A 15,165-nucleotide genomic window follows, 5' to 3' on the forward strand; every position below is an offset into this window, starting at 1 on the left:
GTGTCGGTCACGGACCGGAGTACACCACGACGACGCACACGGGATCAACTCGCCGTCAGCATGCGGACCCGCACGGAAGCATGCGGATACGGATCGTCCGTGCCCGGCACCTCAGCGCGATCCGGCTCCGGCCGCTGCCCGGGCCTCCGTCCCCGCTGTTCCCGCATCCGCCGGTCCACCGACCACCGTTTCGGCCGCCGCGTACAGGTCCGCCGGACGGACTCCGCCGAGCGCCGTGACCAGGTGACCGTCGGGGCGTACCAGCAGCACGGTGTGGGCCGCCGCCCCCGGATAGCTCTCCGCGACCAGCAGCTCGGCCGGATGCGGCAGCGCCGCCACGGCCGCCGCCAGCCGGGGCATGATCCCGGCGGACACCCAGTGCCTGCGCTCCCACACGCCGGTACCCGGCGCGATCAGCACCACCAGCAGCGCACCCCGGCCGAGCCGGTCCCGCAGCCGGACGAAGGTGCCGTCCTCCGCAGTGACCCGCACATCGGTGACCGGCGCCCCGAGGGGCGTGTCCACGGGGACCTCGCCCTCGAGGTCCCGGGGCGCGAGGGGCGATCCGGCGTGCCCGCCCGGCGCTCCCAGCGGCCCCTGCCCCAGGTGGCCGTCCACCAGGAGCGCGTCATGACCGCGGGCGGAGCCGGGGACGTAGGAACGCAGCCCTCCCCCGCCCCGCAGCAGCGGCAGCGCCTGATCGGCGGCGCGCAGCCGGGCGGAGACGATCGCGCGCCGCTCGGCCTGGTAACTGTCGAGCAGCGCTTCGTGGTGGCCGTGGTGCCAGGCCAGAGCCAGCTTCCAGGCGAGGTTGTCGGCGTCGCGAAGCCCTTCGTCCAGCCCGTGTGTGCCCAGCGTGCCGAGCAGATGCGCGGCGTCCCCGGCGAGGAACACGCGGTCCGCCCGCCAGCGCCGGGCGAGCCGGTGGTGGACGGTGTGGACCCCGGTGTCGAGCAGTTCGTACGGTGGCGTCGGGCCGTCGGCCCAGCCGGCGAGAGTCTCCCGGATCCGGGCCAGCAGCAGCTCGGGGGTGACCAGTTCCTTGCCCGGCGGCAGCAGCCAGTCCAGACGCCACACGCCGTCCGGCAGTGGGCGCGCGGTGACCTCCCCGGCGAAGGGACCGGAAGCGCGCCACGGCGGCATCCGGTGCAGCAACGCTTCGTCCGGCCAGGGAAGTTCCGTACGCAGCGCGGCCACGGCGTGACGTTCCACCGCCGTGCGGCCCGGGAAGCGGATGTCCTGGAGCTTGCGCACGGTGGAGCGGGGGCCGTCGCAGCCGACCAGGTAACTGCCGCGCCACCAGGTGCCCCTGGCGCCGCGGGTGTGCGCGGTGACGCCGGAGGGCTCCTGTTCGAGGGAGTCCAGACGGCTGTCCACGGCGACCCCGACGAGCCGTTCACGGGCGAGGGCCGCACGCAGGGCACCGGTGAGGACGTGCTGGGCGATGTGCACGGGGGCAGGTGCGGTGGCGTCGAAAGTGACCTCGTGTGTCACCTGCTTGCGCCGCATCGACCGCCATCCGGCCCAACGGGAGCCGACCCGGGTCAGTGGCGCACCGGTCAGCCGCTCCAGCAGAGCCGTGGTGTCCTCGCGCAGCACCACCGACCGGGCAGGACGCGGTTCGTCCTTGCCCGGCCCCTCGTCGAGGACCATGCACGGCACCTCCTGACGCGCCAGCGCCAGGGCGAGCGTGAGCCCGACGGGCCCCGCTCCGACGATGATCACCGGGTCCACGGCGCGGCGCCCCCTGTTCGAAGTGACGTCCCGGAGGACAGGGCGGAACAGGACGATGGAGCAGGGTGCGCGATCACAGAACGTATGCAACCTACTGCCGGTGCTTGCGTCAAGTGACGGGCGCGGTCGGCGATCATGAAACCGGTCCGGTTCCGTCACACCACTTGACTGCTCATCACACAGGCCCGGTCCGTACCGGGATGATTTTCGCGCGCCGCCGATGCCGTCCCGGACCCCGACATGGCTGTGGCCCACCGGAGGGGTGGGCCACAGCCATGTCGGTACAGCAGAGCGTGCGTCAGCTGGCGCCGCCCGCGCCGGTCTTCTGGGCGCCCCCGACCTCGCCCGCGTTGAGGTCGTCGACCTCGTCGGCGCCGAGAACCGCGCCCGTGCTGCGCTTGCTGCGGCGCAGCCGCGCCTCGAGCCAGGAGGCGAAGGAGGTGAGGGCGAAGTTGAGCGCGATGAAGAGCACGGACACCACCGTGAGGCTGGCGATGACGTTGGCGCCGTAGTAACCGCTCATCGTGTTGGCCGCGGCGAGCAGCTCGGGGAAGGTGAGGACGCCGCCGCCGAGGGCGGTGTCCTTCACGATGACGACGAGCTGGCTGACGATGGCCGGGAGCATCGCGGTGACCGCCTGCGGCAGCAGGATCAGCCGCATCGTCTGGTTCTTGCGCAGGCCGATCGCCATCGCTCCCTCGGCCTGGCCCCTGGGCAGGGACAGGATGCCGGCGCGCACGATCTCCGCGAGGACGGAGGCGTTGTACAGCACCAGACCCGTGACGACCGCGTACAGCGGACGGTCGTCGGAGTTGACGTTGGTGTACTCGGCGAACAGAGCGAGACCGAAGATCATCAGGACCAGCACGGGGATGGCCCGGAAGAACTCGACCACGATCCCGGCCGGGACGCGGATCCAGGCATGGTCCGACAGTCGGGCGATGCCGAAGACGGCACCGAGCGGCAGCGCGATGATCACCGACAGCGCAGCGGCCTTCAAGGTGTTCTGCAGACCCGGCCAGATGTACGTGGACCACGGTTCGCCGCTGGTGAAGAACGGCTTCCACAGGAACCACTCCAGCTGGCCCTTGTCATTGAGGGTGTTGAGCACCCACCACAACAGGGCGGCGGAGGCAGCCAGGAAGACCACCGTGAAAACGATGTTCCGCCGTTTGGCGCGAGGGCCCTGGGCGTCGTACAGGACGGAGCTCATCGCTTCACCGCCACCTTCTTGCCCACCCAGCCGAAGAACAGGCCGGTCGGCAGCGTCAGAATCACGAAACCGACAGCGATGACCGCGGAGATCAGCAGCAGCTGTGCCTCGTTCTCGATCATCTCCTTCATCAGCAGGGCAGCCTCGGCAACACCGATGGCGGCGGCCACCGTGGTGTTCTTGATGAGCGCGATGAGCACGTTCGCCAGCGGGCCGACGGACGAGCGGAACGCCTGAGGCAGCACCACCTGGCCCAGGACCTGGCTGAAGCTGAGGCCGAGCGCGCGGGCGGCCTCAGCCTGGCCGACCGGCACCGTGTTGATGCCGGAGCGCAGCGCCTCGCACACGAAAGCCGAGGTGTAGAGGATCAGGCCGAGGACGGCGAGCCGGAAGTTGATCGTCTCGAAGTCGTCCGCGCCGAGATTGATGCCCAGCGTCTGGCTCAGGCCCAGCGACGTGAACAGGATGATGACGGTCAGTGGGATGTTCCGCACGATGTTCACGTACGCGGTCCCGAAACCGCGCATCAGCGGCACCGGGCCGACGCGCATGGCGGCCAGCAGGGTGCCCCAGACCAGGGAGCCGACGGCGGAGAACGCAGCGAGCTGCACCGTCGTCCAGAAGGCCCCCAGCAGGTCGTATTTTTCAAGAAAGTCGAACACGATCTCCCGCGCTTTCGCGTGTAGGGACGGCCGCACCGGTGCGCCGCCCCGCATCCGGGACGGCGCACCCTGTCGGGCGAGGCCTCAGCTCTTGATGTCGCCGATCTTCGGCGCGGGCTCGTACTGGTAGTTGGCCGGACCGAAGTTGTCCTTCACGGCCTTCTCCCAGGAGCCGTCGGCGACCATGGCCTCAAGCGCGTCGTTGATCTTGGCCTTGAGGTCGCTGCCCTTCTTGACGCCGATGCCGTAGTTCTCGTTGGTCATCTTGAAGCCGGCGAGCTTGAACTTGCCCTTGAACTGATCCTGGGCGGCGTAACCGGCGAGGATCGAGTCGTCGGTGGTCAGCGCGTCGACGGCACCGTTCTGGAGACCGGGCAGGCAGGCCGAGTACGTCGGGTACGGCTGCAGCTGGGCCTTGGGCGCCAGCTTTTCCTTGACGTTCTGCGCCGAGGTGGAGCCGGTGACCGAGCACAGCTTCGCGCTGTTCAGGTCCTCCGGCGACTTGATCTTGTTGTCGTCGGCGCGGATCAGCACGTCCTGGTGGGCGAGCAGGTACGGGCCGGCGAAGTCGACCTTCTTTTCGCGTTCCGGGTTGATCGAGTAGGTGGCGGCGATGAACTCGACGTCACCACGCTGCAGCATGGTCTCGCGGTCGGCGCTCTTCGACTCCTTCCACTCGATCTGCTTCTCGTCGTAGCCGAGCTTCTTGGCGACGTACGTGGCGACGTCCACGTCGAAGCCCGCGTAGCCCTGCGGGGTCTTCTGGCCGAGACCGGGCTGGTCGTACTTGATGCCGATCTTGATCTTGTCGCCGCCGCCTCCGGAGGAGGACGAACCGCTGTCCTTGTCGCTGCCGCCCCCGCAGGCGGTGGCGGTCAGGGCGAGGGCGAACACGGCGGCCGAGGCGGCGGTGACCTTGCGGAGCTTCATGGTGGACTTCCTTTTGACTGGTGAAGTGATGCGGCCCGGTTCATCCGGTGACGCAAGTCGTCAGGGCGCGGGGCGCCGTCAGTGGTGCAGGATCTTCGACAGGAAGTCCTTGGCACGGTCGCTGCGCGGATTGCTGAAGAACTGGTCCGGCGAAGCGGCTTCGACGATGCGGCCGTCCGCCATGAACACCACGCGGTTGGCGGCGGACCGGGCGAATCCCATCTCGTGGGTCACGACGATCATGGTCATGCCGTCGCGGGCGAGCTGCTGCATGACCTCCAGAACCTCGTTGATCATCTCCGGGTCGAGGGCCGACGTCGGCTCGTCGAAGAGCATGACCTTGGGCTCCATCGCCAGGGCCCGCGCGATGGCGACACGCTGCTGCTGGCCGCCGGACAGCTGCGCGGGGTACTTCTCGGCCTGCGCGCCCACGCCGACCCGGTCGAGCAGGGCACGGGCCCGCTCCTCGGCCTGTTTCTTGTCCTTCTTGCGGACCTTGACCTGGCCCAGCGTCACGTTCTCGAGCACCGTCTTGTGCGCGAAGAGGTTGAAGGACTGGAAGACCATGCCCACGTCGGCCCGCAGCCTCGCCAGCTCCTTGCCCTCGTGGGGCAGGGGTTTCCCGTCGATCGTGATCGACCCGGTGTCGATCGTCTCCAGACGGTTGATGGTGCGGCACAGGGTGGACTTTCCGGACCCGGAGGGCCCGATGACCACGACGACTTCGCCGCGGGCGACCGTCAGGTCGATGTCCTGGAGTACGTGCAACGCGCCGAAGTGCTTGTTGACGCTCTTCAGGACGACCAGTTCGCCGGTCGTGGCCACATCTTCCTTGGCCGCCGATACTTCGGTCATCGCTTTCGGGCTCCGTCCTCCTCGGTTTGGGAGGACAGTAGTGATCCTGCAGATCCGCGTCATTACATCTGAGGGGAATCTGAGCATCACGATCCGGTAGCAATCGGATACATGTCGTAGCACTTGTGAGCAGGGCTCATTTCGGCCGGGTAACGGTACCGAAGCGCAACCGGAACCCTCTTGACGCCGTCCCCGTCCATCGGCGTCACTGCAAGGTGCACGCGCGTGTGCACACGTTTTCGTGCACAGACCGTTTCGTGCACAGACCGTTTTGTACGCAGGCGGATCGTACGGCCGATGAACCGAAGGGGGACTGGATGAGACTGCTGCTCGTCGAGGACGACAACCACGTCGCCGCCGCCCTGTCGGCGATTCTGGCGAGGCACGGGTTCGACGTCACCCACGCGCGCAGCGGCGAGGAGGCACTCCAGGCGCTCGTCCCCGAGGCCGACGGCTTCGGCGTCGTCCTCCTCGACCTGGGCCTGCCCGATCAGGACGGCTACGAGGTCTGCGGCAAGATCCGTAAACGCACCGGCACCCCGGTGATCATGGTCACCGCCCGTTCCGACGTGCGCTCCCGCATCCACGGGCTCAACCTCGGCGCCGACGACTACGTGGTCAAGCCGTACGACACGGGCGAGCTGCTCGCCCGGATCCACGCCGTCAGCCGGCGCACCGTCCAGGAGGACGCCGTCGCCGCCGGTGAGGCCGAGCTGCGTCTCGGCTCCGTGCGCATCGAGCTGCCGACCCGGCGGGTCAGCGTGAACGGTTCGGTCGTCCAACTGACCCGCAAGGAGTTCGACCTGCTGGCCCTGCTCGCCCAGCGACCCGGGGTCGTCTTCCGCCGCGAGCAGATCATCAGCGAGGTGTGGCGCACCAGCTGGGAGGGAACGGGGCGCACCCTGGAAGTGCATGTCGCCTCCCTGCGCGCCAAGTTGCGCATGCCGACCCTCATCGAGACGGTACGCGGAGTCGGCTACCGGCTCGTCGAGCCCGCGGCATAGCGTGGCCGGGTGCACACACGTCTGCTGCCGCTGCTCATCGTCCTGATGGCGGCCGTACTGCTCGCGCTAGGGGTTCCGCTCGCCGTCAGCCTGGCGCGTGCGCAGCAGCAACAGGTCGTCGTCGACCGGATCGACGACACGGCGCGCTTCGCGGCCCTCGCCCAGTTCGTCACCGAGCCGGCCGACCCCGTGGCCGGCGACATCGACGAGCGCCGGGAGACCCTCAGCAGCGAACTCCGCAGCTACCACGAGGTGTACGGCATCCGGGCCGGCGTCTTCCGCCGCAACGACGTCCCGATGGCGCACGCGCCGGACGACTGGTTCCTGCCCAGGACAGGCGAGGTGCGCGACGCCTTCCAGGAGGCGCTGCTCAGCCGCCGCAGCCATGATCCCGAGCAGGTGTGGCCCTGGGAGCGGCGCAACCTGGTGGTGGCCTCGCCGGTCATCCGGGACGGTGACGTCGTCGCGGTCGTCGTCACCGACTCGCCCACCGGGCAGATGCGCTCACACATCCTCCAGGGCTGGCTGATCATCGCCGTGGGTGAGGGGGCGGCGATGCTGCTGGCCGTCGGCGCGGCCCTGCGGCTGACCGGCTGGGTGCTCAAGCCCGTACGAGTCCTGGACGCCACCACTCACGACATCGCCACCGGGCGGCTGAAGTCCAGGGTCGCGGTGGCCGGCGGACCGCCGGAGCTCCGGCGGCTCGCCCGGTCGTTCAACGAGATGGCGGACAACGTCGAGGGCGTGCTGGAACAGCAGCGTGCCTTCGTCGCCGACGCCTCGCACCAGTTGCGCAACCCGCTCTCGGCGCTGCTGCTGCGCATCGAACTGCTCGCGCTGGAGCTGCCCGACGGCAACGAGGAGATCGCCTCGGTCCAGGCCGAGGGCAGGCGGCTGGCGCACGTCCTGGACGACCTGCTCGACCTGGCGCTGGCCGAGCACAGCGAGGCCCAGCTCCAGGTCACCGACATCGGAGCCCTGGCCGCCGAACGTGTGGCGGCGTGGTCGCCCACCGCCGAGGCCAAGGGGGTCCTGCTGGCCGGGGACTGCCCGCCGACCACGGCGTGGGCCGACCCGGTCGCCCTGTCCAGCGCGCTGGACGCGGTCATCGACAACGCGGTGAAGTTCACGCCGGAGGGCGAGAGGGTCGAGGTGGCCGTCGCCTCCAACGGTGACACCTCCACCGTCGTCGTCACCGACCACGGCCCCGGCCTGAACGACGAAGAGCTGGCCCGCGTCGGCGACCGCTTCTGGCGCAGCGGGCGGCACCAGAACGTCAAGGGCTCGGGTCTCGGCCTGTCCATCGCCCGGGCCCTGCTCACGGCGGGCTGCGGCTCGATCGCGTACGACCGCCACGAGCCGCACGGGCTGACGGTGACGGTGACGGTGCCGAGGAGCGCCCCCACGGGGGCGACCACCGGTCAGGGCTTGACGGACCGGTAGTACCGGCGTGCGCCGTCGTGCAGCCGGAGCGGATCGGTGTAGATGGCGGTGCGCACGTCTACCAGCTGGGCGGAGTGGACGCGCTTACCGATGTTGTCCCGGCTCTTGAGCACGATCCGGGTCAGCCATTCGGTGAGCCGCGGGTCCGCGTCCGCCCGGGTGATCAGCAGATTGGACACGGCCATCGTCGGGACGGTCGCGCCGTGCTGGCTGCCGGGGTAGGCCGACTCCGGCATGTTGGTGGCCCGGTAGTAGCGCGTGGCACCACTCTGCCGGTGGAGCTGGGCGACCAGGTCGGCCGTTATCGGTACGAACCGCAGACCGGAGTTCTCGGAGAACGTCCGCAGGCCGTCCGTGGGCAGCCCGCCCGACCAGAAGAACGCGTCCAGCCCGTGCCCGAGCCGCCCCGGGCCGGTGTCGATGCCGTCCGCGGAGGGTCTGATGTCCTGCTCGGGATCGATGCCCGCCGCCCTGAGCACCTGGTTCGCGATGAGCCGCACGCCCGACTTGGGCGGCCCGATGGCGACCCTCTTCCCCCGCAGATCGGCGACGGAACGGATGTCGGAACCGGGCGAGACCACGAGCTGCACGTAGTCGTCGTAGAGACGGGCGACTCCGCGCAGCCGGTCGGCACCGGGCTGGTCGCTCAGTCTGTACGTCTCCACCGCGTCGGCCGCCGCGATCGCGAAGTCGGCCTCTCCGGTCGCCACCCGGCGTACGTTCTCCTGCGACCCGTCGCTCGTCAGCAGCCGCACTTCGAGGTCCGGCATGTGTTTACTGAGCGAGGTGCGCAGGAGCTCACCGTATTTCTGGTACACACCTGCGCGTGTCCCCGTGCTCAGGGTGACCGTCCCACGGGGTGGCTCCTCGCTCCAGGGGGCCAGCCACCACAGCAGCAGTCCGAGCGCCACGAAACCGGCGACCGTGCCCCGCAGGACCCGGCGCCTGCCGATACGGGACAGCGCGTTGGACATGGCGCGATCCTGCCAGTCCGTATGCCCCGCTGACCAGGGCAGAGCGCACATACCCGGCCGGAAGGTGGGCAGGGCGACGGACCGGACGACGCAGCCGGGACCGTCGGGACTGTCGGGGGCTGCCGCTACAGTCACGGCATGAGCGCTTCGCCCGCCGACCTGGTCCGTGAGTTCCACCGTGCCTTCGGGCTGGACGCGCGCGAGACACCGACCGAGGTCTCCCCGGAACTCGCCGCCCACCGAGGCGAACTGCTCGCCGAGGAGGCCGCCGAGGTCGCGGAGGTGGCGGTGCACGGTCCGCTCGACCGGCTCGCGCACGAACTGGCCGATGTCGTCTACGTCGCCTACGGCACGGCGCTCGTCCACGGCATCGACCTCGACGCGGTGATCTCCGAGATCCACCGTTCCAACATGACCAAGCGTGGCCCCGACGGCCGGATCACCCGCCGCTCCGACGGCAAGGTCCTCAAGGGGGACCACTACGAGGCTCCGGACGTGTCCCAGGTGCTGCGCCGGCAGGGATGGACGCCGGGCGCGGAGGTCTGAGCCGGAGCCCGGGACCCCGTCGGGAACGCGATCCGGCCCCGGACGCACGGTCGCCGCCGGGCGGGTTCTCCGCCGTCCCGGCGTGTCGTGGCGAGCGCATACCCTGTAGGGCATGAGCAGCATCGACCGGAGCCAGTCAGTGGGCGGCACGCGCACCTACGAAGTCCGCACCTACGGGTGCCAGATGAACGTCCACGACTCCGAGCGATTGTCCGGGCTGCTGGAGGACGCGGGCTACGTCCGCGCCCCCGACGGCGCCGACGGCGACGCCGACGTCGTCGTCTTCAACACCTGCGCCGTGCGGGAGAACGCCGACAACAAGCTCTACGGCAACCTCGGCCACCTCGCCCCGAAGAAGGCGCAGCGCCCCGGCATGCAGATCGCGGTCGGCGGCTGCCTCGCGCAGAAGGACCGCGACACCATCGTGAAGCGGGCCCCCTGGGTGGACGTCGTCTTCGGCACGCACAACATCGGCAAGCTTCCGGTCCTCCTGGAGCGCGCCCGCGTCCAGGAGGAGGCGCAGGTCGAGATCGCCGAGTCGCTGGAGGCCTTCCCGTCCACGCTGCCGACCCGCCGTGAGAGCGCCTACGCGGCCTGGGTGTCCATCTCCGTCGGCTGCAACAACACCTGCACCTTCTGCATCGTCCCGGCGCTGCGCGGCAAGGAGAAGGACCGGCGCCCCGGTGACATCCTCGCCGAGGTCGAGGCCCTGGTCGCCGAGGGCGTCTCGGAGATCACCCTGCTCGGCCAGAACGTCAACGCGTACGGCTCCGACATCGGCGACCGGGAGGCGTTCAGCAAGCTGTTGCGGGCCTGCGGGAGCATCGACGGCCTGGAGCGCGTCCGCTTCACCTCTCCGCACCCGCGCGACTTCACCGACGACGTCATCGCCGCCATGGCCGAGACGCCCAACGTGATGCCGCAGCTCCACATGCCGCTCCAGTCCGGCTCGGACACGGTGCTGAAGGCGATGCGCCGTTCGTACCGGCAGGAGCGCTACCTCGGCATCATCGAGAAGGTCCGAGCCGCCATCCCGCACGCGGCGATCAGCACCGACATCATCGTGGGCTTCCCCGGCGAGACCGAGGAGGACTTCGAGCAGACCCTGCAGGTGGTGCGCGAGGCCCGCTTCGCGCAGGCCTTCACCTTCCAGTACTCCAAGCGTCCGGGCACCCCGGCCGCGGAGATGGACGGCCAGATCCCCAAGAAGGTCGTCCAGGAGCGCTACGAGCGGCTGGTCGCCCTCCAGGAGGAGATCTCCTGGGAGGAGAACAAGAAGCAGATCGGCCGGACCCTGGAGCTGATGGTGGCCGAAGGGGAGGGCCGCAAGGACGACACCACCCACCGCCTCTCCGGCCGCGCCCGGGACAGCCGCCTGGTGCACTTCACCAAGCCGGAGCAGGAGGTCCGCCCCGGCGACGTCGTGACCGTCGAGATCACGTACGCGGCCCCCCACCACCTTCTCGCCGAGGGCCCCGCCCTGGACGTGCGCCGCACGCGTGCGGGTGACGCCTGGGAGAAGCGGAACGCCGAGAAGGCGGCGCGGCCGGCGGGCGTGATGCTGGGCCTGCCGAAGATCGGTGCGCCCGAACCCCTCCCGGTCGCGGCGGGCGGCTGCGGCTGCGACTGACGGCGACCGGCCGGGGACTCGCGGGCGGCCCGCCCGGGCTACGCTGCCGATCATGATGGTCGCCGCCGCAGTCTGCCCCTGCCCGCCGCTCCTCGTGTCCGAGGTCGCCGTGGGCGCCGCCCACGAGCTGGAGGCCGCGCGGGCCGCGTGCACGGACGCGGTCGGGGCGCTCGCCGCCGCCCGCCCCGACCGGCTCGTGGTCGTCGGCCCGCTGCAGGGCGACGCGGGGCCCGAGCGCTACCCGGAGGGCAGCACGGGGTCCTTCCGCGGCTTCGGGGTCGATCTCGGCGTACGGCTCGGCGCGGACCAGGGCACGGCGACCGAGCGGGAACTTCCCCCCGGGCCGGCGGTGGGCGCCTGGCTGCTGGAGCGGACCGGCTGGGCGGACGTCCCGGTCGAGGGTCTCGGCGTGGGGGAACATCTCGCGGCCGAGCGGTGCGTCCAGGAGGGAAGGGACATCGCCGCCGGGACGGAGCGGGTGGCGCTGCTGGTGATGGGTGACGCCAGCGCCTGCCGCACGCTCAAGGCTCCCGGCTACCTCGACGAGCGGGCGGCGCCCTTCGACGCGGAGGCCGCCCGGGCACTGGGAGCGGTCGACACGGCGGCCCTGCGGGCACTGGACAGCGGCCTGGCGCGCGAGCTCATGGTGTCCGGCCGGGCACCATGGCAGGTCCTCGCGGGCGCGGCCGAGGGCACCGCCCTGGAGGGCCGCCTGCTGTACGAGGATGCTCCGTACGGGGTGGGCTACATCGTGGCCACCTGGTCGTAGCCGCCGACCGGGTACGACGTCGGCCTGAAGCCCTGAGCCCTGAGGCAACGAACGGCCTGAAACGGCGAACGGCCTGAGGCAACGAACGGCCTGAAACGGCGAACGGCCTGAGGCAACGAACGGCCTGAAACAGCGAACGGCCTGAGGCAACGAACGGCCTGAAACAGCGAACGGCCGGGAGCGCCAGGCGCGTGAGACGCGCCTGGCGGGCTCCACGGCCGTCCGTCGCTGTACCGCGCCGTACCGCGCTCAGGAAGCGGGCGGCGGCCCGGCCTGCGGCGTGCTGCCACCCGTGTCCGGACCGGGGTGGTCCTTGTGGGTGAGCCGGTCCATGGCGTGCTTGGCCTTGCCCGTGCCCGACTGGATCTTGTCGCTGTACTTGCCCTTGGTCCGCTCGTCGACGGTCTTCGCGGCCTTGTCCAGCCCGTGCTGGATCTTGCCCTCGTGTTGCTGCGCGAGGTGCGAGACCTTCTCCTTGGCAGGCCCCAGCTTGGCCTTCATGTTGTCCAGGAGACCCATGATCCACCTTCCCTCGCGGTGCGGTTCATGTGCGAAAACGCCCATATCCACTTCATACGGTACTCGGGTGGAGGCTGTCCCGCCCGGCTGCGGCGTTTGCGAGACTGGACCGGTGAGCAGCGCATCCTCCGCCCCCCGGGTCATCGCCGTCGTCGGTCCCACCGCAGCCGGAAAGTCCGATCTGGGCGTGTTCCTGGCCCGGCAGCTCGGCGGTGAGGTGGTCAACGCCGACTCCATGCAGCTCTACCGGGGGATGGACATCGGCACCGCCAAGCTGACGCCCGAGGAGCGCGGGGGAGTCGCGCACCACCTCCTGGACATCTGGGACGTGACCGTCACCGCGTCCGTCGCCGAGTACCAGCGTCTGGCCCGGGAGCGGATCGACGCCCTGCTCGCCGAGGGGCGCTGGCCCGTCCTGGTCGGGGGGTCCGGCCTCTACGTCCGCGGGGCCGTCGACAACCTCGAGTTCCCGGGCACCGACCCCGACGTCAGATCGCGCCTGGAGGAGGAACTCACCCTGCGCGGCTCCGGCGCGCTGCACGCCCGTCTCGCCGCCGCGGACCCCGAGGCCGCGCGGGTCATCCTGCCGAGCAACGGCCGCCGTATCGTCCGGGCGCTCGAAGTGATCGAGATCACCGGCCTGCCCTTCACCGCCAACCTTCCCGGCCACGACTCGGTCTACGACACCCTTCAGATCGGCGTCGACGTGGCCCGCCCCGAACTCGACGAGCGCATCGCCCGCCGGGTCGACCGGATGTGGGAGGCGGGTCTCGTGGACGAGGTGCGCGCACTGGAGGCGCAGGGGTTGCGCGAGGGGCGTACGGCCTCGCGTGCGCTCGGCTACCAGCAGGTCCTCGCGGCGCTCGCCGGGGAGTGCACCCTGGAGGAGGCGCGGTCGGAGACCGTGCGTGCCACGAAGCGCTTCGCGCGCCGTCAGGATTCATGGTTCAGGCGCGATCCGCGGGTGCACTGGTTGAGTGGGGCCGCGGCGGACCTCAGGGAACTTCCGCAGCTCGCGCTGTCGTTGGTCGAACGACCGGTCACAGCCTGATCACGTCATGGCATCGGGACGCCCAGGCCGTCATCCGGGCCTCTGACGCCGTGCCATCATCAAGCTTCGATCGACCAAGTGGAGTCCAAGTTGGGAGGGCGCGTGGCGATGGAGGCCGGCCCTCGCGACACCGCACACGGCACCGAACACCTCACCACCGAGCGGGGTGCGCCGGAGCAGGATCCCGACCGTCTCGACCTCGGCCGTCTCAGCCCCGACGAGCTGGACGAGACGCAGGGCGGAGTGACCGACGACGGCCCCGAGCCGGACGAGATGTTCGCGGGCGGCGACGAGGTCGAGGTCGAGCTGCGCCCGCAGCGCCGGCTGCGCATCTGGCAGCTCGCGCCCATCGTCGGCCTGGCCGCGGTCGGCTCGCTGATGTTCGCGTTCCCGCTCGCCTTCGACTTCGGCGACAGCGGTGCCGTGATCGCCATGCTGGGCCTGCTGATCTGCTCCTGCGCGGCCGGCTGGGGCATGATGGCCGCCCGCAGGGTGGGCCACACCTGGCCGGGGCTGCCGGCCCGTGGTTCCGGACGCAGACCCGACTGGCGGGTCGTGATCGCCTACGCCGTGCTGGTCGCCGCGGTGGTGGCGCTGGCCGTCTGGCGAGTGGCCCGCCTCCGCTGACGCCCGCGCGGGGCCGCGGCGGGACGCGCTGTCGTGGCCACCCCGTACGATCGAGGGATGAGCGCGCGGATCGCCTTCCTCAAGGGGCACGGCACCGAGAACGACTTCGTGATCGTCCCGGACCCCGAGAACGCCATCGACCTGCCCCCCGCCGTCGTCGCGGCCCTGTGCGACCGTCGCGCGGGCATCGGCGGCGACGGACTGCTGCACGTGGTGCGGTCCGCGGCGCATCCCGAGGCACGGCACCTGGCGGCCGAGGCCGAGTGGTTCATGGACTACCGCAACGGCGACGGCTCGATCGCCGAGATGTGCGGCAACGGAGTGCGGGTGTTCGCGCGCTACCTCCAGCGGGCAGGGCATGTGGCCGAGGGGGACATCGCGGTCGCCACGCGCGGGGGCGTGAAGACGGTGCACATCGCCAAGACCGGGTCCGACAGCGGTTCCGCCGCGGGTGACATCACCGTCGGCATGGGCCGGGCGCTGCTCCCCGACGGCGACGTCACCGTGAGCGTCGACGGGCGCAGCCGGCCGGCGCGGAACGTGAACATGGGCAACCCGCACGCCGTGGTTTTCGTGGACGACCTCGCGCACGCCGGTGATCTGTTGACCGCGCCCTCCTTCAGCCCCGCCTCGGCCTATCCGGACGGCGTCAACGTCGAGTTCGTGGCCGACCGGGGCCCGCGGCACGTGGCGCTGCGCGTCCATGAGCGGGGGGCCGGTGAGACCCGCTCGTGCGGCACGGGTGCCTGCGCGGTCGCGGTGGCCGCCGCCCGCCGGGACGGCGTAGACCCGAGCGTCACCGGAACGCCGGTGACGTACACCGTGGACGTGCCCGGCGGCACCCTGGTGATCACCGAAAGGCCCGACGGCGAGATCGAGATGACCGGACCCGCGGTGATCGTCGCCGAGGGAGTGATCGAGCAGGAGTGGCTGGAGAACCCGCCCCGCTGAAGTCCGGGCCGGCTTGGTATCCCAGATGCACGGGGCAGGAGGCCGACATCCGTGGGGTGCGGGGGCGGATTTCGGCTTCGAGAGCACGGCGCGCCGCCGGTCCCGTGGCGTGAAACCGCCGCAGTGCGGGGCTTCGCTCGATGGGGTGATCCGTTTCACGCTCGGCGGGAGGCGGTCGGTCGCACGTGTTGGGGTCGGTAGCATCAAGCACCGGCCCGGACGGGGGACGAACGCCGTCCCCTGAGCCCGAGTCCGCC

General features: G+C 70.6%; 15 protein-coding genes. 8 read left to right on the plus strand and 7 right to left on the minus strand.

Annotated elements, in window-relative coordinates:
- Positions 1–111 precede the first annotated feature (111 nt).
- The 5 genes from DIZ27_RS21650 to DIZ27_RS21670 form a co-directional block, all read right to left on the minus strand.
- On the minus strand, positions 112–1,734 hold the full coding sequence (locus DIZ27_RS21650; RefSeq protein ID WP_109380099.1) for an FAD-dependent monooxygenase: 1,623 nt from the start codon (positions 1,732–1,734) through the stop codon (positions 112–114).
- Between the two features lie 298 nt (positions 1,735–2,032).
- Positions 2,033–2,947 carry an amino acid ABC transporter permease gene (locus tag DIZ27_RS21655; RefSeq protein ID WP_109380100.1) on the minus strand — a complete coding sequence of 305 codons (915 nt, stop codon included), beginning with the start codon at positions 2,945–2,947 and terminating at the stop codon, positions 2,033–2,035.
- Entirely contained in the window at positions 2,944–3,609 is a 666-nt protein-coding gene (locus DIZ27_RS21660) for an amino acid ABC transporter permease (protein WP_109380191.1), read from the minus strand. The genes DIZ27_RS21655 and DIZ27_RS21660 overlap by 4 nt, the downstream gene beginning before the upstream one ends.
- 84 nt (positions 3,610–3,693) lie before the next feature.
- A complete protein-coding gene (locus tag DIZ27_RS21665) occupies positions 3,694–4,539 on the minus strand; it encodes a glutamate ABC transporter substrate-binding protein (protein ID WP_109380101.1) in 846 nt (281 codons plus the stop codon).
- Positions 4,540–4,617: 78 nt separating this feature from the next.
- Positions 4,618–5,394, minus strand: a complete 777-nt coding sequence (locus DIZ27_RS21670) for an amino acid ABC transporter ATP-binding protein (protein WP_109380102.1) — start codon at positions 5,392–5,394, stop codon at positions 4,618–4,620.
- 317 nt (positions 5,395–5,711) lie between these two features.
- Between DIZ27_RS21670 and DIZ27_RS21675 the strand changes: the two genes are divergently transcribed.
- On the plus strand, positions 5,712–6,398 hold the full coding sequence (locus DIZ27_RS21675; protein ID WP_109380103.1) for a response regulator transcription factor: 687 nt from the start codon (positions 5,712–5,714) through the stop codon (positions 6,396–6,398).
- 9 nt (positions 6,399–6,407) lie between these two features.
- Positions 6,408–7,841: a HAMP domain-containing sensor histidine kinase gene (locus DIZ27_RS21680; protein ID WP_109380104.1), complete on the plus strand. Its 1,434-nt coding sequence runs from the start codon at positions 6,408–6,410 to the stop codon at positions 7,839–7,841.
- Here the strand turns inward: DIZ27_RS21680 and DIZ27_RS21685 are convergent.
- On the minus strand, positions 7,820–8,815 hold the full coding sequence (locus tag DIZ27_RS21685; RefSeq protein ID WP_109380105.1) for a TAXI family TRAP transporter solute-binding subunit: 996 nt from the start codon (positions 8,813–8,815) through the stop codon (positions 7,820–7,822). The two genes, DIZ27_RS21680 and DIZ27_RS21685, sit on opposite strands and share 22 nt — an antisense overlap.
- Positions 8,816–8,953: 138 nt before the next feature.
- Here DIZ27_RS21685 and DIZ27_RS21690 point away from each other — a divergent pair, with 138 nt between their 5' ends.
- From DIZ27_RS21690 to DIZ27_RS21700, 3 genes are all read left to right on the plus strand, one after another.
- Positions 8,954–9,361, plus strand: coding sequence for a MazG nucleotide pyrophosphohydrolase domain-containing protein (locus DIZ27_RS21690; protein WP_109380106.1), 408 nt, complete (start codon positions 8,954–8,956; stop codon positions 9,359–9,361).
- A 112-nt stretch (positions 9,362–9,473) separates the two neighbouring features.
- Positions 9,474–10,991 (plus strand): tRNA (N6-isopentenyl adenosine(37)-C2)-methylthiotransferase MiaB, encoded by a 1,518-nt coding sequence (gene miaB / locus DIZ27_RS21695; protein ID WP_109380107.1) that lies wholly within the window; start codon positions 9,474–9,476, stop codon positions 10,989–10,991.
- A 52-nt stretch (positions 10,992–11,043) separates the two neighbouring features.
- Positions 11,044–11,760: a class III extradiol dioxygenase subunit B-like domain-containing protein gene (locus tag DIZ27_RS21700; protein WP_109380108.1), complete on the plus strand. Its 717-nt coding sequence runs from the start codon at positions 11,044–11,046 to the stop codon at positions 11,758–11,760.
- 249 nt (positions 11,761–12,009) lie between these two features.
- Here DIZ27_RS21700 and DIZ27_RS21705 read toward each other — a convergent pair whose 3' ends face one another.
- The gene (locus DIZ27_RS21705; protein WP_109380109.1) at positions 12,010–12,279 is read right to left on the minus strand and encodes an antitoxin; all 270 of its coding nucleotides are present in this window, start codon (positions 12,277–12,279) and stop codon (positions 12,010–12,012) included.
- Positions 12,280–12,391: 112 nt separating this feature from the next.
- On the opposite strand from DIZ27_RS21705, the gene miaA reads away from it, so the two are divergent.
- The 3 genes from miaA (at position 12,392) to dapF (ending at position 14,908) form a co-directional block, all read left to right on the plus strand.
- On the plus strand, positions 12,392–13,330 hold the full coding sequence (gene miaA / locus DIZ27_RS21710; RefSeq protein ID WP_109380110.1) for a tRNA (adenosine(37)-N6)-dimethylallyltransferase MiaA: 939 nt from the start codon (positions 12,392–12,394) through the stop codon (positions 13,328–13,330).
- A gap of 108 nt (positions 13,331–13,438) precedes the next feature.
- A complete protein-coding gene (locus tag DIZ27_RS21715) occupies positions 13,439–13,957 on the plus strand; it encodes a hypothetical protein (RefSeq protein WP_109380111.1) in 519 nt (172 codons plus the stop codon).
- Between the two features lie 57 nt (positions 13,958–14,014).
- On the plus strand, positions 14,015–14,908 hold the full coding sequence (gene dapF / locus DIZ27_RS21720) for a diaminopimelate epimerase (RefSeq protein ID WP_109380112.1): 894 nt from the start codon (positions 14,015–14,017) through the stop codon (positions 14,906–14,908).
- Positions 14,909–15,165 lie beyond the last annotated feature (257 nt).

This window comes from Streptomyces sp. NWU339 (genome assembly GCF_003143855.1).
Lineage (GTDB): Bacteria > Actinomycetota > Actinomycetes > Streptomycetales > Streptomycetaceae > Streptomyces.

What these genes read in the sequence shown, in the direction of transcription:
- DIZ27_RS21655 (WP_109380100.1), bottom strand. Translation starts at nt 2,947, where the DNA reads ATGAGCTCCGTCCTGTACGACGCCCAGGGCCCTCGCGCCAAACGGCGG.
- DIZ27_RS21665 (WP_109380101.1), bottom strand. Translation starts at nt 4,539, where the DNA reads ATGAAGCTCCGCAAGGTCACCGCCGCCTCGGCCGCCGTGTTCGCCCTC.
- DIZ27_RS21670 (WP_109380102.1), bottom strand. Translation starts at nt 5,394, where the DNA reads ATGACCGAAGTATCGGCGGCCAAGGAAGATGTGGCCACGACCGGCGAA.
- DIZ27_RS21675 (WP_109380103.1), top strand. Translation starts at nt 5,712, where the DNA reads ATGAGACTGCTGCTCGTCGAGGACGACAACCACGTCGCCGCCGCCCTG.
- DIZ27_RS21685 (WP_109380105.1), bottom strand. Translation starts at nt 8,815, where the DNA reads ATGTCCAACGCGCTGTCCCGTATCGGCAGGCGCCGGGTCCTGCGGGGC.
- DIZ27_RS21690 (WP_109380106.1), top strand. Translation starts at nt 8,954, where the DNA reads ATGAGCGCTTCGCCCGCCGACCTGGTCCGTGAGTTCCACCGTGCCTTC.
- miaB (WP_109380107.1), top strand. Translation starts at nt 9,474, where the DNA reads ATGAGCAGCATCGACCGGAGCCAGTCAGTGGGCGGCACGCGCACCTAC.
- DIZ27_RS21700 (WP_109380108.1), top strand. Translation starts at nt 11,044, where the DNA reads ATGATGGTCGCCGCCGCAGTCTGCCCCTGCCCGCCGCTCCTCGTGTCC.
- DIZ27_RS21705 (WP_109380109.1), bottom strand. Translation starts at nt 12,279, where the DNA reads ATGGGTCTCCTGGACAACATGAAGGCCAAGCTGGGGCCTGCCAAGGAG.
- DIZ27_RS21715 (WP_109380111.1), top strand. Translation starts at nt 13,439, where the DNA reads ATGGAGGCCGGCCCTCGCGACACCGCACACGGCACCGAACACCTCACC.
- dapF (WP_109380112.1), top strand. Translation starts at nt 14,015, where the DNA reads ATGAGCGCGCGGATCGCCTTCCTCAAGGGGCACGGCACCGAGAACGAC.